General features: G+C 44.8%; 17 protein-coding genes. 9 read left to right on the forward strand and 8 right to left on the reverse strand.

The features are described from left to right. Nucleotides 1–106: 106 nt before the first annotated feature. Nucleotides 107–448 (forward strand): hypothetical protein, encoded by a 342-nt coding sequence (locus H6G32_RS23225; RefSeq protein ID WP_190462606.1) that lies wholly within the window; start codon nt 107–109, stop codon nt 446–448. Between the two features lie 143 nt (nt 449–591). On the opposite strand, the gene H6G32_RS23230 is transcribed toward H6G32_RS23225, so the two are convergent. Further along, nucleotides 592–1,908, reverse strand: a complete 1,317-nt coding sequence (locus tag H6G32_RS23230; RefSeq protein ID WP_190462608.1) for a dihydrolipoamide acetyltransferase family protein — start codon at nt 1,906–1,908, stop codon at nt 592–594. 340 nt (nt 1,909–2,248) lie between these two features. Between H6G32_RS23230 and H6G32_RS23235 the strand changes: the two genes are divergently transcribed. Beyond that, entirely contained in the window at nt 2,249–2,782 is a 534-nt protein-coding gene (locus tag H6G32_RS23235; RefSeq protein WP_190462609.1) for a hypothetical protein, read from the forward strand. A gap of 40 nt (nt 2,783–2,822) precedes the next feature. Here the strand turns inward: H6G32_RS23235 and H6G32_RS23240 are convergent, their stop codons facing one another. The 3 genes from H6G32_RS23240 to H6G32_RS23250 form a co-directional block, all read right to left on the reverse strand. Then, the gene (locus H6G32_RS23240; protein ID WP_190462611.1) at nt 2,823–3,272 is read right to left on the reverse strand and encodes a YlqD family protein; all 450 of its coding nucleotides are present in this window, start codon (nt 3,270–3,272) and stop codon (nt 2,823–2,825) included. A 44-nt stretch (nt 3,273–3,316) separates the two neighbouring features. Continuing rightward, nucleotides 3,317–5,293: an AMP-dependent synthetase/ligase gene (locus H6G32_RS23245; protein ID WP_190462613.1), complete on the reverse strand. Its 1,977-nt coding sequence runs from the start codon at nt 5,291–5,293 to the stop codon at nt 3,317–3,319. A 918-nt stretch (nt 5,294–6,211) separates the two neighbouring features. Further along, nucleotides 6,212–6,388, reverse strand: coding sequence for a hypothetical protein (locus tag H6G32_RS23250; RefSeq protein ID WP_190462615.1), 177 nt, complete (start codon nt 6,386–6,388; stop codon nt 6,212–6,214). A 40-nt stretch (nt 6,389–6,428) separates the two neighbouring features. Here H6G32_RS23250 and H6G32_RS23255 point away from each other — a divergent pair, with 40 nt between their 5' ends. Next, a complete protein-coding gene (locus tag H6G32_RS23255; RefSeq protein ID WP_190462617.1) occupies nt 6,429–7,181 on the forward strand; it encodes an SDR family oxidoreductase in 753 nt (250 codons plus the stop codon). 261 nt (nt 7,182–7,442) lie between these two features. On the opposite strand, the gene recQ is transcribed toward H6G32_RS23255, so the two are convergent. Beyond that, nucleotides 7,443–9,614: a DNA helicase RecQ gene (gene recQ, locus H6G32_RS23260; protein ID WP_190462620.1), complete on the reverse strand. Its 2,172-nt coding sequence runs from the start codon at nt 9,612–9,614 to the stop codon at nt 7,443–7,445. Nucleotides 9,615–9,877: 263 nt separating this feature from the next. Between recQ and H6G32_RS23265 the strand changes: the two genes are divergently transcribed. Then, nucleotides 9,878–10,159: a DUF427 domain-containing protein gene (locus tag H6G32_RS23265; RefSeq protein WP_190462622.1), complete on the forward strand. Its 282-nt coding sequence runs from the start codon at nt 9,878–9,880 to the stop codon at nt 10,157–10,159. Nucleotides 10,160–10,335: 176 nt separating this feature from the next. Here the strand turns inward: H6G32_RS23265 and H6G32_RS23270 are convergent, their stop codons facing one another. Together H6G32_RS23270 and H6G32_RS23275 are read right to left on the reverse strand one after the other, a co-directional pair. After that, nucleotides 10,336–10,581 carry a DUF7219 family protein gene (locus H6G32_RS23270; protein ID WP_190462624.1) on the reverse strand — a complete coding sequence of 82 codons (246 nt, stop codon included), beginning with the start codon at nt 10,579–10,581 and terminating at the stop codon, nt 10,336–10,338. Nucleotides 10,582–10,907: 326 nt separating this feature from the next. Further along, nucleotides 10,908–11,342 carry a TOBE domain-containing protein gene (locus H6G32_RS23275; protein ID WP_190462626.1) on the reverse strand — a complete coding sequence of 145 codons (435 nt, stop codon included), beginning with the start codon at nt 11,340–11,342 and terminating at the stop codon, nt 10,908–10,910. A gap of 98 nt (nt 11,343–11,440) precedes the next feature. Here H6G32_RS23275 and modA point away from each other — a divergent pair, with 98 nt between their 5' ends. Further along, nucleotides 11,441–12,238 (forward strand): molybdate ABC transporter substrate-binding protein, encoded by a 798-nt coding sequence (gene modA, locus H6G32_RS23280; protein ID WP_190462628.1) that lies wholly within the window; start codon nt 11,441–11,443, stop codon nt 12,236–12,238. A 28-nt stretch (nt 12,239–12,266) separates the two neighbouring features. On the opposite strand, the gene H6G32_RS23285 is transcribed toward modA, so the two are convergent. After that, the gene (locus H6G32_RS23285) at nt 12,267–14,546 is read right to left on the reverse strand and encodes a caspase family protein (RefSeq protein WP_190462630.1); all 2,280 of its coding nucleotides are present in this window, start codon (nt 14,544–14,546) and stop codon (nt 12,267–12,269) included. Between the two features lie 1,088 nt (nt 14,547–15,634). On the opposite strand from H6G32_RS23285, the gene H6G32_RS23290 reads away from it, so the two are divergent. From H6G32_RS23290 to dnaK, 4 genes are all read left to right on the forward strand, one after another. After that, nucleotides 15,635–17,515 carry a response regulator gene (locus H6G32_RS23290; protein WP_190462634.1) on the forward strand — a complete coding sequence of 627 codons (1,881 nt, stop codon included), beginning with the start codon at nt 15,635–15,637 and terminating at the stop codon, nt 17,513–17,515. 197 nt (nt 17,516–17,712) lie between these two features. Further along, on the forward strand, nt 17,713–18,096 hold the full coding sequence (locus tag H6G32_RS23295; RefSeq protein ID WP_190462636.1) for a response regulator: 384 nt from the start codon (nt 17,713–17,715) through the stop codon (nt 18,094–18,096). Nucleotides 18,097–18,312: 216 nt separating this feature from the next. Further along, on the forward strand, nt 18,313–18,762 hold the full coding sequence (locus tag H6G32_RS23300; RefSeq protein WP_190462637.1) for an Hsp20/alpha crystallin family protein: 450 nt from the start codon (nt 18,313–18,315) through the stop codon (nt 18,760–18,762). A gap of 712 nt (nt 18,763–19,474) precedes the next feature. Then, nucleotides 19,475–21,355: a molecular chaperone DnaK gene (gene dnaK, locus H6G32_RS23305; RefSeq protein WP_190462639.1), complete on the forward strand. Its 1,881-nt coding sequence runs from the start codon at nt 19,475–19,477 to the stop codon at nt 21,353–21,355. The last annotated feature ends 95 nt before the right edge of the window (nt 21,356–21,450 follow it).

Here is a 21,450-nt window from a genome sequence, read left to right on the forward strand (position 1 = left end):
TATTAACATAAAGGCGCGTGGGACACACGCCCTCAAAGCTCAATCAATGTCCTCATAGAGGAGTCGTTGAGAAGCCCACACTCACCCGAAGGGGAGTGTGTGGAGTATGTCACAAAGTGAAGATATTTTTAGTATAGTATTGATGTTTAGAAAAATTTGTGAGTCTCTTCTGTCTCGTCCAAATGAAGCACCCGTGACAGTGGCTGTTACAAATATCGGTCGAATAGACATTCCCAGTGATTATGGTTTATTTAAACTTGAAGAAATTAGTTTTGTGCCTGCACAGGCAGCTTTTGGTGGCGTTTTTAGTGCTGCTGTTACAACATTTCAAGACACAATGATTTTAAATTTTATGTTTTCTGAGCCTTCAATTAGTAAGGAAAGAATCGAAATTCTAATAAACAATACAATTTCTTGTATTGTTGATGCCTGTAATGCCAATTATTGATGGAGATGCATAGAATAAAGCTTCAAGGATGAAATCCTAACTTGTCTAATTACAGCCATCGAACTCACGTAAAAAAAGACTTGGAATCAAAAAAAACTCCAAGTCTCAAACTAAATTATTCCTATTTTCCTAACTCTTTACTTTTAAAGTGTCAAAGATTGCGGATTGGTTTCAATCAATTTTGCTAAATCTCGCAAGAATGCCGCTGCATCAGCACCGTAAATAATCCGGTGATCAGCGGTGATATTAACTTGCATTTGTTGTCGCACGCCAAATAAACCGTCGGCTGTGGCTACCACTTGCGGACGGGAGGCGCCGATCGCTAAAATTGAACCTTGTCCAGGGGGTAAAATCGCATCAAAGGTATCTACCCCAAACATTCCCAAGTTCGACAGGGTAAAAGTGCCGCTGCTGTACTCTTGGGGTTGTAGTTGTTTGGCTCTAGCTTTTTCTACCAAAGACTTCCAAGTACGAGATAGAGAATAAATATCTACTAAGTCTGCATTCTGCAACACGGGTGTAATCAATCCGCCGTCATCCATTGCTACAGCTACAGCAATGTTGATGTCAGAATGATGGACAATTCCCTGATCTGAGTAGCTAGCATTCAGCAACGGATGTTTTTGTAATGTCACCGCCACGGCTTTTGCCAGTAGGGCTGACATTGTCACTCCTTTGGACTTAATCTGCTTGTAAAGCTTGTCTAGCCCATCGGTAGTAATTGTGTAACCCACACGGAAGACGGGCACGGATAGGCTAGCCACCATACTCCTAACTACTGCATTTTGCAGGGTATTTAGGGGCACTACCCGACCAGGGATGGAACTGCTGACCGCTGGTGCTGGTGCTGGTGTTGGTGCTGGTGCTGGTGCTGGTGCTGGTGCAACTGGGGTGATGGTTGGGGCAGTTGGTGCTCTTGTAATGGCAGCGATGGCGGGTTGCTTGTCTTTATTGACAATTGCCTCCACATCCTCAGCGACAATACGACCGTAAGGGCCACTACCTGTAAGGGTATTCAAATCAACTTTGAGTTCTTTCGCTAACTTGCGGGCGCGGGGTGAAACTACGAGCCTTCCATCCTGGCGATTAGACCCATTTTGAGCGATCAAGGTTGGTGTTTCTACTGAAGCAGTGGCGGCTACGGTGACGGGAGAAGAGACAGGGGTTGCAGCCGCGCCTTCTGAATTGGCTAGAGACTTGGCGGTGGCGATTTCAGCTTCGGTTTCTGCTATGTAGGCGATCGCCGATCCCACTGGGGCGGTTTCACCTGCTGGAACTAAGATATGAGCCAGAAATCCCTCATAAAAGGATTCCACATCCATATCTGCCTTATCTGACTCGACAACCACCACTGTTTCGCCTTTTTCCACTTTATCCCCTGGCGATTTCACCCAGGAGACAATTTTGCCTTCGGTCATGGTGGAACTCAGCGCCGGCATAAATACTTCGTTAATGCTCATAGGGTGGTTTCAGAATCAATAGTTTATGGACTTTAACAGCTTCCGCCAGATTGAATTGTATCCTGGACTAGGACGTTTAGATTTGAGATTTTATATTTCAGATTGGGGACCCAAGGGACTGTGGTATTGCTAACGGTTGCCCAATCGATTAACCCTGGAACTTAAAGACGAACCAAATGTCTATATATATAGCAATCTTCAATGGTTAGTCAATATCCATGTTGGCTGTCAATAGCCACTGGGATTGCTATATATATTTATATTCTTCACCTTTTCTCCAGACACAGGAGATTCTTATAACTATTGCTAATCAGCCTGTTGGAAATTCCCCTTTAATTCTATGTCGGCAAAGTTAAATTTGTTTTTGATTTTGATACTCAGTTTCTTTGCTACTGCTGGGGCTGGGTTTTATATTACCCAGCGCCAGCCATCTGAACTGATTGTTGGGATTAGTAATGGGCCACAGCAGCAATTAGCTGTGGTGCAGCAGTCTCAAAACTTTCTAGACTACCCAGAGCGTTCTCATTATAAAACTATACCTCTAGAAAGTATAAATTATGCTCTCCAGGGCAGTGATCCCGCTACCCTAGCCTTGAATGCCTTTGAAGACATAGCATCAGTCGTAGGAACAAGAAAGGTAGAGGTCGTTTATCCCCAACGGAATCAAGCCTCAGTGACGATTACACAAATCAATATGCCTACTCATCAGACAAAATCAGTTGGTGCGATAAGATATCGAGTTGAGATGACAACTTTTGGGCGATCGCTTTTAGTTAGCTCACCCCCAGTGTGGCAAATTATCTGGGCTGGCTACCAGGTGCAATGTTGGACTGGGAGTAGTTCTGACAAAAAGTTAACCGAAAAATGTCAGTAGTCAGTAGTCAGTTGCTCATGACTAATGACTAATGACAATTTTAGATATCGCCGCGAATTTCTTCTACAATGCCGTCACGCAGAACGATTTCCACCTGCATTTTGCTAATCAGGTTATCACCCGGTTCTACCCGGAAAAAGCCTTCCATTTGAAACTGGTTGACTTCCTGATCTGATTCCAGAAACTGCACTTGCTGTAGGTTTTGCAGCAATTGATTTTTCTGCTCTAGCAGTTCACTTTTCTTTTGATTCACCTGAAGTTGGATATTATCAATTTGTTGGATCGTCTGGGGGCCGGGTGGTTGTAAACTCTGCTTTTGAATTGCCGCGATCGCCCTTTGTCCTTCGACGTCCAGTTGTTGCAGTTGCTGATCAAGTTGGTTGATCTGCGTTTGCAGCTGCTGTTGTACTTCATCTTTCCAGAGGGGAGTAACGATCACTTTGACGTTGACAATGCGCTTCAGAAGCAATTGAGGGTTGGAGACATCCATAAAAGGTTTCACGTGTACTCTTAATAGGGGAGCAAGTGGAATTATCAGGCAAACATTCCGTCAATAGTATCGCGATAGCGTTCCATGACGACGTGTCGCCGGATTTTCAGCGTCTGTGTCATCAAGCCATTTTCAATGGAAAACGGTTCCACAATTAGTTTGAATCGATTAATGCGATCATCGGCTCGATAGCCTGGACGATTTTGCACTTCTCGATTCAATTCTTGCCGAAATAAATCCTGGATTATTTTACTCTCCAGGTTAATTTTTTGACCGGATGAGGCGGTAATTTCATCATCTTGGCTGATCAAATGCAGATTTTGAGCTTCTGCCCATTTTTCTAAGGCTTCGACATTGGGGACAATTAAAGCACCGATGCTGCGCTGATCTTGTCCTACGAGCATGATCTGGTCAATGTAGGGCGATCGCAAACAAGCATCTTCTATTGGCTGCGGCTCGATATTTTCCCCATTGGTCAACACAATCGTATCCTTTGCCCTACCAGTCAGCACCAAATCATTTTGCGGAGTCAACCAACCCAAATCACCGCTATCAAACCAACCCTCCGCATCAATTGCTTTCCTTGTCGCTTCAGGATTTTGGTAATAGCCTTGCATAATTTGTGGCCCCCTCAGCAATACCAAGCCTCGCTCAGAAGCTGGTAGAGGCTTTCTTGTTTCAGGATCAACAATTTTAGCTTCTGTGCCGGGAATTGGTTGTCCAGCGGTTCCCCGGAAATTGCGCCAATGACGACGTGCATGGGTAACAGGAGAAGTTTCCGTCAAGCCATAGCCGACTAAAATTTCCACACCGACAATTTCAAAAAAGTTATCTATGTGCTTAGGAAGCGCACCACCGCCGCTAATCACATACTTGATTCTTCCTCCCGTTGCTTCCCGTACCTTGGCATAAACCAGCCGTTCTCCCAGTGCGTGGAAGGGAAACAAAGCAGATGCTAGTATTCTCGATGCTAATCGCTCGAATTTTGAGGCATCAAGATGCTCTAAACTCAAATTCTGGGCAATTCGCCGCGCTTTGATATATTTCTCACTTACGCCTAATAAAAAGTTAATCAGGCGTTGTTTTTTCCCTGGCTGTTCGCGAAACTGCTTTTGCACACCTTCATAAATCGATTCCCAGAGGCGGGGTACAGCCACCATGAAACGGGGTTTAAATTTTTTCAAATCTGCTTTGACAGAGCGTAAATTTGTATAAATTTGCTCACAACCTTGAGAAAGCAAGAAATACTCCCCGCTGCGTTCGTAGCTGTGCCAAGTGGGGAGGATGCTGAGGACATTATCTCCCACTGCTGGCTGCACTACTGACCCCAGCGCCTTTGCTTGGTGCAGCAAATTGCCGTGAGAAAGCATCACACCTTTGGGTTTCCCCGTAGTACCAGAGGTATAAATTAGAGTTGCTAAGGTATCGCCGTTTTGCTTAACTGGCACAAAAGTATGCTTTGCCCCAACTGCCATCAACTGTGAAAAATTCAGCAATTTTATGGTTTCGTCAGTGGGTGGTGCTTCATCTGAAAGTAAAATTACCAGTTGAATTGGTAAATCCCTAAGTCCCTGTCGCAGTTTATTTAGTGTCTTTAAATCTTCGACTACTAGGGCCGTGCTGCCACTATTGGCGATGATAAATAGCAATTCTTCTCGTTCCGCTTGGGCGCTACGCACCGCATTCACAGCCCCATCTCTCATCATCCCTTGATCGGCAATAAACCACCGAGGGCTGTTGTCAGCAATTAGGGAGATCCTATCGCCTTGTTTAACTCCCAAAGCCTGCAACCCAGCCGCAAATTGTTGAATTTGTTCTGCTAGTTGGGTATAAGTAATTACTACTTCTGGTTTTGCGTGGGGGTTGCGGAGGGCAACCTGATTACCAAATTCCTTGGCTGCTATGGGCCAAATTTCTGGCAGTGACTCCACATTGGTGTAGTCTACCAAACGCTGTATTGCCAAAAGTTCTCTGTCCGTAAAGTTAGATAGCAAAGAAGATCCAGGTTGGGTTTGTGACATGATGGTGTTTCTTCCAGTTTATTTCGGTATAGCGCTAAGATAAGTGTCTTGAATATCCACATTGCCTACTGTGTATAACAATAAAGGGAATTCAACGGTTATTTTTACAAAAATTTATGATAAAATTAATTTATATAAACTGCAAACAATCAATTGCTTCTTGATCAGTTGCTGAAATTTGGTTTGCAGCTAAAAACAGCACCCACCTAATTTCTACAAGGGGTGATTACCTATAAGGATAGATGATGGATGCGATATTCTTCACACTAATCAACACTGCTGCTTGTCTGGCTTTCCCCAAGATTCTATCTATCCTTTTGGCTCCGAAAACCAAATCTCCTCAACCATCGGCGATTACCTCTGAGTTACAAACAGCTAGAGTCGGAATTACCAGTTTTCCCTATTGTACTGTTTACTCCTTGACTGGTAGTCAATACTGTAAATTCAGCCCTAATTTCTGTGCTAGATGTTCTACAAATTAGCCTGCTATTTGTCGGATACATCTAAAGCGTGAAGATTTGGGGATATGTCCTGGAAAATCAAAGCTAAAATCCGCAAATTGGTAACAGGTAATCGGTAACTTTAGACTATCCATTACCTTTTACCCATTACTGATTAGCATTAATAATATTAAACAATAAGAGCTAGATATTAGCTGATTAACTGGCTAAGTATGACCTTTTTTGAATTCCCCGTTCGCCTTTGGCGTCCCGTAGGGAAGGGGTTGACGATATGTAAATATATTTATTCAACTTATAGCCTGTAAAAGAAATTTAAAATCTTCTAGGCAAGGGTTGGTACTAATTGTGCATCAAACTTATAAATAGGAACCACAAATTATCAACCAGGGAGGGCTGAACTATGAGTTTGATAGATGGTATCTTCTTGACGCTGTTAAATACTGTTGCTTGCCTGGCATTACCTAAACTGCTGTCTGTAATCGTAGCTGGTAAAAGCAAAAGTACTGCATTCTTGCCAGAGTCTAGCTCTGAGATCCCCAGTTTTTCCTAATTTAGCCTGAAATAGGCGATCGCTTTGATGGGGGCAAAGAAAGCGATCGCTAATAAATATTTGATACATTTGATACACCATCATACTAAAATCCTGAAGGAAGTCTATCTCAAAGCATTTTAAAATGGCAGAATTTGATAACAAGGTTGCTCTAGTCACAGGTGGCAGTTCTGGCATCGGTCGAGCATCTGCACTAGCTTTTGCCCAAAAGGGAGCTAAGGTAGTGGTTGCAAGCCGCAGAGTCAAAGAGAGCCAAGAAACTGTTGCACTGATTCAAGCTATTGGTGGTGAAGCTACGTTTGTGCAAACTGACATAACTCAGGCAGTTGAGGTGGAAAACTTAATTGCTCAAACAGTTGCTACTTATGGTCGCCTCGACTATGCCTTCAATAATGCAGGTACTGAAGGAATACCGGGACTTGGCATTGAACAAACAGAGCAAAATTGGGATCAGATCATCAATACCAATCTCAAAGGGGTTTGGTTGTCGATGAAGTACCAAATCCCGCAAATGTTGAAGCAAGGTGGAGGCGCGATTGTGAATAACTCTTCCGTCGCTGGATTAGTTGGCTTTGTCAATATTTCTATCTACGCGGCTAGCAAGCATGGTGTAATTGGTTTGACAAAATCACTAGCTTTAGAACACGCTAAAGACAATATTAGAATTAACGCCGTGTGTCCTGGTGGGATTGAGACAGATATGGTCAATCGCGGTTTTGGTGAGGAAGGCAAAATCCAACTCACAGCTTTACATCCTGTTGGTCGTTTGGGTAAGTCAGAAGAGATAGCCAACGGCGTTACCTGGCTTTGTTCAGATGGGGCCAGTTTCGTCACTGGTCAATCTCTAGCCATTGATGGTGGTTTGACAGCGCAGTAGTTTCACTATTTCCTCTCCTACTCAGGCTACCGTGTACACACAAGTCTCTCTCGATGCAATTGATAGTTTATGGAACGGAGGAAACAAACCTCACCCTGGTTCTGCTTTCTGTCCCTCTCCAACCCATAGAGAGGGAAGTTCGTCAGTACAGGATGAGGTTGAAAAAGACTTTTGGGTAATTGCATAACTTGTGTCTACACCGTAGCCTATTCGGGAGAGGAATAAATATGCGTTTTTGGGAGCTTTTTTGGCCCAGGACAATTACTTACGATTTTCTCGCCGCCACTTTCCCCTGACTAGGCGAATTTCATCATAGCTATAACTATCGCCAAGATATTCTTTAATTGGTGTCAGGGAGATATCACCAAGAGTTTCTAAAACTTGCCAAATTTTTTGCTGTTTTTCTGGGGGAACCAACAGATTAAAATCTACTTGTTGATTCTTCTCGATTAAATCGGAAAGGTGACGGATAACTGTAGTGGTGCGGATGTCTCTTTGTTTGGCAATTTCGGTGATGCTTAAACCTTGCTGATGTAATTGCAAAGTCTGTAATTCGGTGTATGAAGGTGAATTATCTGATGGTGAGTTATAAGATGGTAGATATTCAACTTTTTGTTCTGGTAAACCTTGTTCTCGGCGATAGGCTTTAATTTCTGCCAGAAACTTGTCGCCATATTGGGCTAATTTGTGACTACCGACGCCGGAAAGTTTGCCAAAATCAATTAAGGTTTGAGGTTGTACCTGAGACATTAATTTCAGGGTAGAATCATGAAAGATGACGTAGGGTGGAACAGATTGCTCATCAGCCAGTTGTTTGCGGAGCGATCGCAATCTTTGCACCAAAACTTCTGCCTCAACTGCTTTTGCACTCCCCTCTTCCCAAGTCACCTTTTGCGCTATGGGAACCGCTATAGAGACTGTCCGCTGTCGCTTCATCACTTCCCAACTGAGGGCGTTTAGCTTTAAAACCGAGTAACCATCGGCAGTCTGTTCTAGTAAACCTTGATGTAAAAGCGATCGCCCCAACATCCGCCACTCATCTACAGTTTTATCTTTGCCAATACCGTAGGTAGAAAGTAAGTCATGTCCGTTTTGGGTAATTTTCAGGTTTTTCCCACCCCGCAACACATCAATAATATGCAACATCCCAAATCTTTCTTTACAACGGGCTACACAAGATAAAAACTTCATCGCTTCAATTGTCCAGTCTTGCACTGGTTTGGGATAAAGGCAATTATCACAGTTACCGCAATTCCCCGGAAACCGTTCGCCAAAATAACCTAATTGAATTGTCCGCCGGCAGTCTGTCCCTTCAGCATAATCAATTACCTGACGCAGTTGTTGTTTAGAAATCAACTGTTCTTGGGGGTCGGTTTTTTGGTTAATACTCCATTCAATAGTTTTAATATCACTAAAACTGAAAAAAAGCGTACATCGCGAAGGTTCATCATCCCTTCCCGCCCTACCGGATTCTTGATAATAACTTTCTAAATTACGCGGTAAATCATAGTGAATTACAAACCGCACATCTGGTTTATTAATTCCCATGCCAAAGGCAATTGTCGCCACCATCACCCGCACATCATCGCGAATAAATCTGGTTTGATTTTTTGAGCGTTCGTCATCAGTTAATCCGGCATGATAAGACAAAGCCGAAATTTTATCATTTTGCAATTTAAAAGTTAATTCATCAACTTTTTTACGGGTTAAACAATAAATAATTCCCGAACCTTGATTTTCTCGAATTATTCCCAACAATTCAGCATAAGCAGTTTTAGTTTTAGTCCGAACTTCATAATAAAGGTTTTGGCGGTTAAAGCTGGCGATGTGGATACTCGGTTGCTTTAGCCCTAATTGTTGGATAATGTCTGCACGGACGCGATCTGTGGCTGTGGCGGTGAGGGCGAGGGTAGGGACATCAGGATAACGCTTCCGCAGAGATTTCATTTGACGGTATTCTGGACGGAAATCGTGTCCCCACTCAGAGACGCAGTGGGCTTCATCGATAGCAAAGATAGAAATGCCGATTTTTTCTTTAACTAAATCCAGCAGGGGGAGAAATTTTTCGCTCAACAGGCGTTCTGGGGCGACGTAGAGTAGTTTAATTTTACCTTGGAGTATGGCTTCTTCACGCGATCGCACCTTGAAGGCGTTCAGACTACTATTAAGGAAAGTTGCCGAAATGTTATTAGTTCGCAATGCTTCCACTTGGTCTTGCATTAAAGCAATCAACGGGGACACCACCACCGTTAAACCTGGTTTGAGGAGTGCAGGTAACTGAAAGCACAGAGATTTACCACCACCGGTCGGCATAATAATCAGTAAATCCCGATTTTGCAGCGCATCTTCGATAATTTGCCGTTGTCCGGGGCGGAATTGGTCATAGCCGAAGTGATATTTCAGCGCTTGTTCGAGTTTGGGATACTGAAGCATAGCGATCGCTTTTTTGGGAAAAATCTGCGGGGGGTAGTTATGAAGATATCAGGATTTTAGCTCACCTTGGGCAATGGGGAACCCTAGCTACAATGATAGACAGGGCTATTTGATGATCAATTAGTCCAATTAGAGGTACGACAATGACTGTCAAATACCAGTTATTAGAGGAAATCGATTTAGTACCCGATGCCTTGCTAGAAGAAGTTCTAGACTTTATAGTGTCAAAATGTGAAGTGTAATCTTTATTCCCAAACTCACCTATGAAAGCAACTTGGAACGGCGCTGTCTTAGCCGAAAGCAACGATACCGTAGTCGTAGAAGGCAACCATTACTTCCCCGCTGACGCCATTAACAAGCAGTACTTCCAAGAAAGTAACACTCACACAACTTGTTCGTGGAAAGGTGTTGCCAGTTACTACAGTGTCGAAGTTGACGGACAAGTTAACAAAGATGCTGCTTGGTACTATCCCAGCACCAAGGAAAAAGCGAAAAATATTGAGGGTTACATCGCCTTTTGGAAAGGTGTCAAAGTTGAATCTTAATTTTCTTTAAAAATTATTGTGTAGAGAGGTTGGATACAACTTCTCTACCCATGCCATCGACAACCGCCAAGTTTTTGACACTCTCTTTCTCTGAAGCCGCTGAGATTCTGCCTTACCGCGAGGTCTCTTGATTGACAGCATTACCAGATGGCTCCTGTATAGATAGTGACGCCGCCTCAGCTAATTTCTAGTTCTTTTTTAGAACGTTTCAACTGCTTCCAGAGTAATTTTATTTGGGTATAGGCATCTTCTGGAGAAAGCTGACCACTAGTTTGCAAGTTGCAGATATTGCTCACCCGCTGAGTAAATTCTTGTAGATTAGCGTTAAAAACTAAATACTCTGGTTTGAACTGACCGTAATAACTACTACGGGGATAGAGAAAATTAGATAAATTAGCTAGAAAATCAGAATCTTCTGCCATTGTCATTTGCATCCATAAGTTAGTTAATACTAAAAATTAGGCGGTAATCACAACTACTTTCTCAACTTATCCAGATTAGACACAAACAAGGAACTCAGTAAAAAACTAGATATTTACTTGATACTTCGAGATTGTGAACCAACTAAGTTGGTATAAACTATATACCAACTATATTGGTAAACTTGTTATATATGTTACATTTTTGCAAATGCCAAAGACAGTGCCCAGCAAACTTCCTTCGGCATTTTTGCTTTCATGTGGATGCTCCCCTATTCCAGCGCTTTGCCAGCCTTTAACAAAGCAAACAACAATGCCCGAACACCAATTTATTCTCTGGCAATCACAATATCGTTAGATTTAATCACCGCGTAGGCTTCTGTTCCTTCAACCAGTTCTAACTCCTCGGCTGACACCCTGGTAATCATCGAGGTTAACTCAACTCTGTGAACAATCTCTAGGGTTATCTCAGTATTTACGGCTCCTGTTGTCACTCGTTTGATGATTCCCTTCAGTACATTTCGGGAGCTAACTTTTAAAGGTTTCTTTTCACTACCAGTTTTACCTTGAGCAATTTCCGCCGCTGCTTCCTCCTGTTCGGTTGGTAATGCTATCGGTGGCGACGAGTATTTATTTAAACCCCGTACCAGTTCCCGCAAAATCTCAGTTTTGGTTCGATGAGACTGCTGGCAGAACTCTTCCAGAATCTTTCGTTCCTCTTCTGATGTTTGAAATGTCACCCATCCTTGTTCTTTTCGTGGCATAATGTTACCAATTTAATTGGTATATGCTTGGTAATCTTGATACAATCCTACCAAACGTAAATCTTTTGAAACAGAATCTCATCTAAACGGGGTTTTTTATGAAAAAGAGACAAGTTCTCGCCTTTCTGGGTATAGCAGTTGCTAGCTTGCTGCTAGCCATTAGCTTGCCGTTGGTTACACCTTCTCCTGTATTAGCACAGTCCAACGCCAACATCCTTGTATCCGCCGCTGCTAGCTTGAAAGAAGCCCTAACTGAAATTAAGCCTCTTTACCAACAAAGTAGATCAAACATCAACATCACTTATAACTTTGGGGCTTCTGGTGCGTTGCAACAACAAATTGAACAAGGTGCGCCGGCTGATATTTTTATCTCTGCGGCGAAAAAGCAAGTTGATGCCTTGGAACAAAAAGGATTGTTGGTTCCGGGTACTCGTACCAACCTGGCCAATAACCGTTTAGTGTTGATTGTGCCGAAAAATGTTGTTGGTATCTCTAGCTTTTACAATCTGACAAATGAGAAGATTAAAAAAATCGCCATTGGGGAACCTAGAAGTGTTCCCGCTGGGCAATACAGTGAGCAGGTTTTAAAGAAGTTGGGTATTTTTGATCAAGTCAAGTCTAAATTGGTATTAGCTAATAATGTGCGTCAAGTTCTGGCGGTGGTAGAAAGTGGTAATGCCGATGCGGGTTTAGTTTATACCACCGATGCCAAAATCTCTGACAAAGTCAAAGTTGTAGTTGCGGCTGACGATAAATATCACTCGCCAATTGTCTATCCAGTGGCTGTGATTAAACGTAGTAAAAATGTAGCTGCTGCCAAGGAGTTTGTCCAGTTTTTATCTAGCAGTCAAGCCAAAGCTGTACTGAAAAAATACGGGTTTATAGTTCCTCAATAGTGCTGATGATGCCTTAAACAACAGATGATCAATTTGTCGCAGCAACCACCTCAAATGCGATCGCCATTGCTGCCAGTTTTTTGGTATCAATACCACGAACTCCGGGAGATACAAATTCGACGTTAATAGCATTACGAGTGCTTGCATCCAGATCATTAAGCAAACTATCTGTCAAATCTAACACTTGATCATTGACCGAAACTGGAGCGCGGCGATTTTCTAGTCCTCTTGAATTAGCAATCTTTTGCAATGCCTTGAGAGAATTTCGCAGAGGTGTTGTACTAGCGATGATCAGCGCTTCTGATAATCCCAAAGGCTCGCCGATGGTGAGCTTAAACCCATCATTAGCCTGGGGAATCACCCGCTTTTGCTTTGCTTCTACTAATGCAGCGTCTTCTGAGGCTGACCAATCATTGGGAAAGATAGCCGTCATTTCTCCTTGAGCATCAATCACCAAAATACTGACGTAGAGGGGGCGAGATTCGTTATTTTGAATTTGGAAAGCAATTTCAGTGCCTATGGATAACTTTAGTATTCCAGAATCAGAAGAATTAACAGGTCTTACAGGTGCTGGTTTATTGGTCTCTCCGGTTACTTTGTTCACACCACCGCGAATGGTGAAAGTTTCGCCAAGTAACTTTTCATTGCCAGGGATATTCATAGATGCCGTGATTGCAATCCGCGATGTGTTAGTGTTTCCTAGCATTTGCTTCACAATTCTGGCTGCAAGCAGCGACTTGAGCTTTGGTTGTAACCGACTCACAGCTTTGCTCACTGTTTCCTGACTTTTGCCAAAAGAGGTAGGCACTATCTGGTCTTGGCTGGGTAAAAATAAGCCAAAGCTACCGACGGTGGGGAGATGAGATACTCGTTGTTTCTGTAATTCCTGATATTTTGCCTCGGTAATGCGCCCAAAAATATATTGCACCTCAACAGTCCCCAAGGGTTTGGGTTCAATGCGATTGAGCGCCTGGAGAGCTTGTGTTGCCTTATTGGCGGTATTCTTGTCGAGGGATTCGTCAATGCCAATTTTTAAAGTTAGATCACTGGGGATGCTGCGGATACTTTCTTGCAATAGTGTTCCTGGTTGTATTGTTCCCCGTATTCGTGTATTCGTTAGCAGTGTGCCTTTGCCGATTAATCCTTGACGGGACTCTAACTTTACCTGTCCTCGTTCCCCACTTTTGCCATCGACAACTGTAAAAATAGCATTTTGTTTAAATGCTTCCAGGCTTGGTAAATCTAGCCCGCCCAGCCACAATTGTACTTGGTTCCCCTGGACTTGAGTAACCACAGCCTCAGCAGGTAGAGCCTGTACTTGGGTAAAGTAGATGGGTAGGTTGGTCTTTCCTTTGCTCAGATTCGATTCCACTTCTGGATCTTGAATGTTTCCGGTTTGGTTAGCGAATATTTTCGTATTCCGACCAACATTGGTCATAACTTGGTTAACAGGTTCATTCCCAGTTTGCTGCCAAAGGTACTGGGTCAATTGATAAGTAAATGCACCGACGCTAAAGTCACTAACAGTGATATCTGCGGCATATTGTTCGCGTTTAGTACTGGTGATGACAACTCCCTTAGCAACCCCTTTTCTGCGGAGTTCGATAAACTTTTGTGGTGAAAGTCCCAGTCGTCCTAGCCATTGTCGCTGATAATCGAGTTCTATTTGACTGGGTTGCAGCAGTGCTCCACCATTGCGCGATCTCACCCGGAGATTTCCCCGTTTACCACCGCCAGAATGACAGCTGTCTAACACAACTGTAACGTTATCTGTTTTCAACGCATACATAAGTAAAAACAGCGTGTGTCCCATAATGTCTTGTACTGGGCCACCAGTGACGGGATATCCTATCGGTAATCCGCTATCTATGGGAACTAGTGTGCTGTTAAGTCCATCTGGTGAATCGCGATCAGGATCTACTACCTGTGAACCATGACCAGAAAAGTGAAACACTACTACATCACCAGGTTTTGCTTGTGCAATCAGGTGTGTTTCAAACTTTGTGAGGATGTTTTCACGAGTGGCTTGCTGATCGGTCAATGTGAGGATATTTTCTGGTTTAAAGCCAAAGCGATGAATTAATAACTCTTTCTGCAAAAGAACGTCATTTACACAACCTCTCAAAGCTGGGATTGTACCAGAATACTCATTGATGCCAACTAGTAGTGCTAGTTTGCGGGGTGCATTTTGAGCGAGGACTTTACTGTAGCGATCGCTCTGTTGCATGATATCCAACTCGCTCAAACCCAGGGTGAACAAAGCAGATCCAGTAAATTGCAAAAAATGCCGCCGTTTGATATTTGACATAATTCACTCCTCTTTTTGTGATTAGGCGATCAGAGACTAGTGCAATTCGGCAGGAGGTAGGTAGGGATCAACTCAAGTGTCCCGGAATACTCCAGCAATTTGCCAAGGAAACTAGAACCAATTTAACCCGAAGTCGAGAACCGATTCCCTCTGGTTATCAACAGTTGTGGGAATACTCCAGCATATTGATGGTTGTACACAGCTTTGTGCATCAAATGATTAATTCTGTTTCTTTACATCTATAGATCCCAAGATCCCATTCCTCTGACCCTTTCATCACTCTGGAGAAAGAATAATCAAGGATAAATATTAGTAGTTGGTAGAACTCCCTTTATTTCCAGGGAATGAGGAAATCAAAATATCAGGTACTGTACAATTTAGACTTATCTAGCTTGCTATCCATTTTTGAAGTGTCTTTCAGTTAAGATCACCTTAACTGAATTAAAACTTGAGAAAATACAGAAACTAAAAATAGCAACTTATAAAACTTTCAGCCATGTTATTGCTCACAAATGATTTAGGATTACTTACAGCAGATTTCAACTTGGTGAGATACAGATTATCCTAAGGGCACAACATTGTTCATTGGTGTCAACTTAAGCGAAAACTCTTTTAAAATCTCGTTCCTAGCCTCTGGCTGGGAATGCCTACTCTAAGGCTCCGCCTTCCGTATAAGCGGCAGAGCCGCACTCATTGCATTCCCAGTCGAAGACTGGGAACGAGATCATGGTTCCAAGCGTTATTTGGAATAGCTTTCAGCTTAAGTTGATACTCATGAACAATGTTGTCCCCCTACCCGTGTAATTTATTTACCTGAAAAATGCTGTAAGATGCGGACATAGGTATCTAAAAACGAATTTTAATAGAGTTTTTAGTTTTTAAACATTTAGTTTTTAATTATTTAAATAGTATCTTTATTCCTCCATAGCATCACTCAAATTATGTTGTCATGTTCTAATATCAAACTCTCAAGAGAAGTTTGACAAAACTCGGAACAATATTTTACAAAAAACAATTGAAAAGGGTTTTTTGATAATCTGTCTAAACCATAGCCTAAACAACTTAAGTGATTAAGCAATTAACTCACAATGAAACTGCTTATCGTTGAGGATAATCAAGACACGGCGGCTGCCCTCGCCACTTTCCTAGTAGCACAGCAGTTTACGGTCGATACAGCTAGTGATGGTCGATTGGCACTGGAGTTAGCCGAAGCGACCGAGTATGACCTGATCGTGCTGGATGTACTGCTGCCGGGGGTAGATGGCATTAGCCTGTGTCGCCAACTGAGGGTGCAGAATCAGCAAGAACCTATTTTGCTGCTCACGGCGAAGGATGAGCCGGCTCATCGAGTGGCGGGCTTTGAGGCAGGGGCGGATGACTATGTCACCAAACCCTACGATCTCTTGGAACTGCTTGCCCGGATTCGGGCATTACTGCGGCGGGGCAGCAGGGCATTAACTGGGGTACTCTCCTGGGGGAGGTTACAGCTTGATCCGAATAATTGCGAAGTCATCTGTCAAGACAAACCCCTGCATCTCACCCCCAAGGAATACAAACTGCTGGAGCTATTTTTGTGTCATCCGCGCCGGATTTTTAACCGACGTACCTTACTTGATCGTATCTGGTCGATTAATGAATGTCCCGGCGAAGAAGCGGTAACAACCCAGATTCGCGGGTTGCGGCAAAAACTCCAAATGGCGGGGCTAAATCCCGATCCAATTGAAACATTGTATGGGCTGGGGTATCGGCTGAAATCTTTACCAGAAGAGCGAGAGCGGAGAAGAGAGGGAAATGGGGCGATAGGGAGTCATTCCCAAGAGTCCTTAGCTTCTGAATCCACTATTGCTATTAATGCGGATGTGGAAGCCGAGGCAGTGGCAGCGATTCAGCAGATGTGGCAAGGGTATCAGGAGCGGTTGCTCCGGCAACTGGCTCTTCTGGAGCAGGCGATCGCCCACCTTTCCATTAATACCCTCACCCCTGACGGGCGGCAGCACGCCCACAGCGTCGCCCATCGGCTAATTGGCTCTTTGGGGGCATTTGGTAAGCCCCAAGCGGCAGCACTTGCCCGCCAGATCGAACGCACCCTGAAAACCCCAACGGCTGCCGTGCAATCAAAGGAAGCAGCTCAACTAGAATCGCTGCTTCAGCAACTCCGACAAGCCACCCACCAGTCGCCCACTTTTGCCGCGCCATCGCCCACCCTAGCGGTCAAACCCACCGACCGACAGGTTTTGCTGATTGACGATGACACAGACTTGATTGAACAAATGCAGGCAGATGCCCCAAACTGGGGTGTTCATCTGGAAACCGCCACCGACCTCACCCTCGCCCGCCAACGGCTTCAGTACCTGAAACCCGATGCCATCGTGCTGGATCTAACCTTTCCCAATACCACCGAAAGCGGCTTGACCCTGCTGGCGCAGCTTAAGCGCCAGTTTCCCACTATTCCCGTGCTGGTGCTGACAGGACTTGGCAATTTGACCAAGCGCGTAGAAGTCACCCGTCTGGGAGCCAACGCCTTTCTGCAAAAACCTGCCATGCCTACCGAAGTGTTTCAGGTCGTAACCCAACTCCTAAACCGGCTTGACCCTATCACTGCCAGGCTGTTGATTGTGGATGACGATCCGGCATTGTTGACCCTGTTGCGAGCCAAACTACAACCCTGGGGCTTTCAGGTCACGACCCTAGCAGACACAAGCCAGTTCTGGCAACTCCTAGAAGCCACCGTCCCCGATCTGCTGTTGCTGGATGTCTCTATGCCAGGGTTCAGCGGCATTGAACTGTGCCAAGTGGTTCGCAGCGATCCGCGCTGGAGCCAGCTACCTGTGTTGTTTCTTTCGGCTTATGCTGATGCTGATACCCTACACCGGGCACTAGCAGCGGGGGCAGATGATTATGTCTTAAAGCCAATTATAGAAGCCGATTTGATTCAGCGAATTTTGAAACGATTGGGTTTCAATTCTTGATAGGGTTTTGTCCAGGACATAAGTTATACCAATTTGAAAAAACAATGTGACAGATACAAGCCCGGAAACCTATCAAATCAAGCTTTTAAAATTTTGTGCCTCTTTCAGAGGAGCTAGGAAGACAGCGGAGCGTGCCGTAGGCTCTATGAGAGAATTTTGAATTTTGAATTTTGAATTTTGAATTTTGAATTGGTATTATGTCCTCTTATGCAAATCGATGCATCCTTGTAATTGACGATGAACCAGACCTGTGCGGCATTGTTAAGATCACCCTAGAACACCTCAAGGGCTGGAAAGTCCTCACAGCCGAGTCCGCACAGGCAGGACTAGCCCAGGCAGAAACCCAGCAACCTGACGTAATTTTGCTCGATCTAACCCTGCCCAATAAAGACGGACTGACCCTGCTGCAAACCTTGAAAACTAATCCGGCTATACAGTCGATTCCGGTAATCTTGTTTACCGGAGCAGATCCGTCAGATGACTCCCTGGAATTTGACTTCTCTGATATTGCCGGATTGATCCTCAAGCCGTTCAATATCTTGCAACTTGCCGCTCAGATTACTGAGCAACTAGGATGGTGATACCCACGTCAAAATGAGAACCCAGTTTTTGCTACGTAATCCTCTCATAAATTCACCATAATTTCCTCAGAATTTCCTTAGATTTTTTCTCTAGGCTGTAAACAGAGTCCAGCAATCAGGCCACAGCACGACACACAACGTTTTTCTGAAAACTTACAAAACTCGATCTAACACTGGATTCTAAACACTAAAGTTTAGATAAGGAGACTGAAGATTATGGCACTCGTTCGTTGGGAACCATTTCGGGAAGTAGAAACTTTGCAGCGGCAAATAAACCGCCTGTTTGATGAAATACAGCCGACAACTCGCGAAGCCGGAACTGCCATTGCTTTTATCCCCGCTGCTGAGATCGAAGAAACCCCCGATGCCATTCATCTGAATCTGGAAATTCCCGGTTTAGATGCCAAAGACCTGGATGTGCAGGTATCGGCAGAGGCAGTATCTATTACGGGTGAGCGCAAGTCAGAAATCAAAACGGAAGAAAAGGGCATAACCCGCACCGAATTCCGTTATGGCAAGTTTCAGCGCGTCATTCCGCTGCCTAGCCGTATCCAGAACGACAAGGTGCAAGCAGAATACAAGGATGGCATTCTCAAGCTGGGTCTGCCCAAGGCTGAAGAAGAAAAGAACAAGGTTGTGAAAGTAAACCTAGGCAATGGGCGGTGACCCAGGGGAGCAGGCAATCTCTTGACCTAAAAAACAGAACCCACCAGGCTTTTGTTAGGCAGTCCACAAGAAGGAAGATTGTAAGGGGATGTTTGAAAAGTCTAATTTATTACTAGCCCTGGCGACTATAAGTCGCGCGCCACATGCTTCAAGTCGGCGGAGCCGCCCAACGCAGTGGCTTGGCTACACAGACAAAACCCACCTCCGTGGGTTAGAAAACCCTTGATTTTGCGTTAGACCAGGTCGGTGGACAATGCTAGTGTAGTAGCGAATTATATTCGCCTAATACTTTTCAAACAACCTCTAATAGTTTCTGTAAGAGACAGCAGGAACTAAAGTTCACAAACCTGGCATTTTTAGCTGCTATCGAAACCGCAGCGGAGGGGATTCATTAAAGTTATCCTTTCATTTCATTGGCGGTTCCTGATCCAAAATCTACTCGTTAGATGCGTCAACTTGGTGCGTAGCGCGGCATCACCCAAGATATTGGGTAAAAACGAGATTCTCAAGCCGCCTTCCTTGGGTTGGAACCGCCAATTTTGTCCAGGTTTTTTCCAAGGGAAAATGCGATGGAAAAGGCAGGAGGCATGAGGCAGAAGGGAACCCCCATAGATAAATAAATTCAGGGGTTTCCAACTTTGGACACCTTGTGTCTCTTACTACGTATATTGACACAAATCTTTTTATCTCTTTTTAAAGGAGGTTACTAACAATGGCAAAAGTCGTTGGTATTGATTTAGGAACCACCAACTCCTGCGTAGCCGTAATAGAAGGCGGAAAACCCGTCGTCATTGCCAACGCAGAAGGTAACCGCACGACTCCGTCTGTGGTTGCCTACACTAAAAAGGGCGATAAACTCGTAGGGCAGATTGCCAAGCGCCAAGGGGTGATGAACCCGGAAAACACCTTTTATTCTGTGAAGCGGTTCATTGGGCGCAAGTATGACGAAGTCACTGAAGAAGCGAAGCAGGTTTCTTATAAGGCGGTGCGTGACAGCAATGGCAACGTCAAGCTATATTGTCCTGCTTTGAACAAGCAATTTGCACCAGAAGAAATATCGGCTGAAGTAGTCCGCAAGCTGGTGGATGATGCTAGCACATATCTGGGTGAACAGGTGAGGCAAGCGGTAATTACCACTCCTGCCTACTTCAATGACTCTCAACGGCAGGCGACCAAAGACGCTGGCAGGATTGCCGGGATTGAAGTTCTGCGAATTATCAACGAGCCGACGGCGGCAGCCCTCGCTTACGGACTGGACAAGAAAACCAACGAAACCATCCTGGTCTTTGACTTAGGTGGTGGGACATTTGACGTATCTATCTTGGAAGTGGGCGATGGTGTGTTTGAAGTCAAAGCCACCAGTGGCGACACCCACCTAGGCGGTGATGACTTTGACAAGAGAATCGTTGACTGGCTGGCAACCGAATTCCAGCGCAACGAAGGAATCGATCTCCGTAAAGACAAACAAGCCCTACAACGCCTCACGGAAGCGGCAGAAAAAGCCAAAATTGAACTGTCAAGCACTACACAGACGAACATTAACTTGCCCTTCATCACCGCCACCCCAGAGGGTTCCAAACATCTAGATATAACCCTGACGCGGGCACAGTTTGAGCAAATGTGCTCCGACTTGCTCGATCGCTGTCGCATTCCGGTTGAACAAGCCCTGGGGGATGCTAAAATGACCGCCTCAGATATTGATGAAGTAGTGTTAGTGGGTGGTGTGACTCGGATGCCTGCTGTCCAGCAACTGGTGCGGCAGATGACGGGCAAAGATCCTCACCAGGGGGTCAACCCGGATGAAGTTGTGGCAGTGGGTGCCTCAATTCAGGCGGGTGTTCTCGCGGGTGATGTGAAAGAAGTGCTGCTGCTAGATGTCACGCCATTGTCCCTGGGCGTTGAAACTCTAGGTGGCGTGATGACGAAGATCATTCCACGCAACACCACTATCCCGGTGAAAAAGTCCGAAGTGTTCTCAACGGCGGCTGACGCACAAACGAATGTGGAAATCCACGTCATGCAAGGCGAACGCGAAATGGCGACTGACAACAAGAGCCTGGGAACCTTCCGACTCGATGGGATTCCGACCGCTCCCAGAGGTATGCCACAGATTGAAGTTACCTTCGACATTGATGCCAATGGGATTCTGTCGGCCTCTGCCAAAGAAAAAGCGACAGGTAAAGAACAGTCCATTACTATCACCGGCGCGTCCACCCTCGACAAATCTGAAGTGGAGCGGATGGTGAAAGAAGCCGAGCGCAATGCGGAAGAAGACCGTAGGCGGCGCGAACAAATCGACACCAAAAACATGGCAGACTCTGTCGCCTATCAAGCTGAGAAACAGCTTCAGGATCTGTCCGATAAAGTGCCTGCGGCAGAAAAGGCCCGCATGGAAGGCTTGATTAAAGACCTGCGTGAGGCAATTGAGAAGAATAACATCGATCGCATGAAGTCCCTCACCAAGGAAATTCAACAAGCCCTCATGCAAATCGGCAGTGCAGTCTACTCCCAAGCTGGCGCATCCCGCCACGGTGGTACCTCTACAGACGGCAGTGAAGATGTCATTGATGCCGACTTTGTGGAACACAGGTAAGGCGATGTGTCTTCAAGTGCCCTGTGTGCGACGGACACTTTCACAGCGCTTGCTACGGTATGCGATCGCTTACAGATTGAGCAAATTCGTAACCC

The organism is Cylindrospermum sp. FACHB-282, from assembly GCF_014697195.1.
Classification (GTDB): domain Bacteria; phylum Cyanobacteriota; class Cyanobacteriia; order Cyanobacteriales; family Nostocaceae; genus Cylindrospermum.

Excerpts from the sequence above, each read along its gene's own strand:
- H6G32_RS23285 (WP_190462630.1), bottom strand. The coding sequence starts at position 14,546 with ATGTCAAATATCAAACGGCGGCATTTTTTGCAATTTACTGGATCTGCT.
- H6G32_RS23290 (WP_190462634.1), top strand. The coding sequence starts at position 15,635 with ATGAAACTGCTTATCGTTGAGGATAATCAAGACACGGCGGCTGCCCTC.
- H6G32_RS23250 (WP_190462615.1), bottom strand. The coding sequence starts at position 6,388 with ATGATGGTGTATCAAATGTATCAAATATTTATTAGCGATCGCTTTCTT.
- H6G32_RS23295 (WP_190462636.1), top strand. The coding sequence starts at position 17,713 with ATGTCCTCTTATGCAAATCGATGCATCCTTGTAATTGACGATGAACCA.
- H6G32_RS23270 (WP_190462624.1), bottom strand. The coding sequence starts at position 10,581 with ATGGCAGAAGATTCTGATTTTCTAGCTAATTTATCTAATTTTCTCTAT.
- dnaK (WP_190462639.1), top strand. The coding sequence starts at position 19,475 with ATGGCAAAAGTCGTTGGTATTGATTTAGGAACCACCAACTCCTGCGTA.
- H6G32_RS23240 (WP_190462611.1), bottom strand. The coding sequence starts at position 3,272 with ATGGATGTCTCCAACCCTCAATTGCTTCTGAAGCGCATTGTCAACGTC.
- H6G32_RS23255 (WP_190462617.1), top strand. The coding sequence starts at position 6,429 with ATGGCAGAATTTGATAACAAGGTTGCTCTAGTCACAGGTGGCAGTTCT.
- recQ (WP_190462620.1), bottom strand. The coding sequence starts at position 9,614 with ATGCTTCAGTATCCCAAACTCGAACAAGCGCTGAAATATCACTTCGGC.
- H6G32_RS23265 (WP_190462622.1), top strand. The coding sequence starts at position 9,878 with ATGAAAGCAACTTGGAACGGCGCTGTCTTAGCCGAAAGCAACGATACC.
- H6G32_RS23300 (WP_190462637.1), top strand. The coding sequence starts at position 18,313 with ATGGCACTCGTTCGTTGGGAACCATTTCGGGAAGTAGAAACTTTGCAG.
- H6G32_RS23245 (WP_190462613.1), bottom strand. The coding sequence starts at position 5,293 with ATGTCACAAACCCAACCTGGATCTTCTTTGCTATCTAACTTTACGGAC.
- H6G32_RS23235 (WP_190462609.1), top strand. The coding sequence starts at position 2,249 with ATGTCGGCAAAGTTAAATTTGTTTTTGATTTTGATACTCAGTTTCTTT.
- modA (WP_190462628.1), top strand. The coding sequence starts at position 11,441 with ATGAAAAAGAGACAAGTTCTCGCCTTTCTGGGTATAGCAGTTGCTAGC.
- H6G32_RS23230 (WP_190462608.1), bottom strand. The coding sequence starts at position 1,908 with ATGAGCATTAACGAAGTATTTATGCCGGCGCTGAGTTCCACCATGACC.
- H6G32_RS23275 (WP_190462626.1), bottom strand. The coding sequence starts at position 11,342 with ATGCCACGAAAAGAACAAGGATGGGTGACATTTCAAACATCAGAAGAG.
- H6G32_RS23225 (WP_190462606.1), top strand. The coding sequence starts at position 107 with ATGTCACAAAGTGAAGATATTTTTAGTATAGTATTGATGTTTAGAAAA.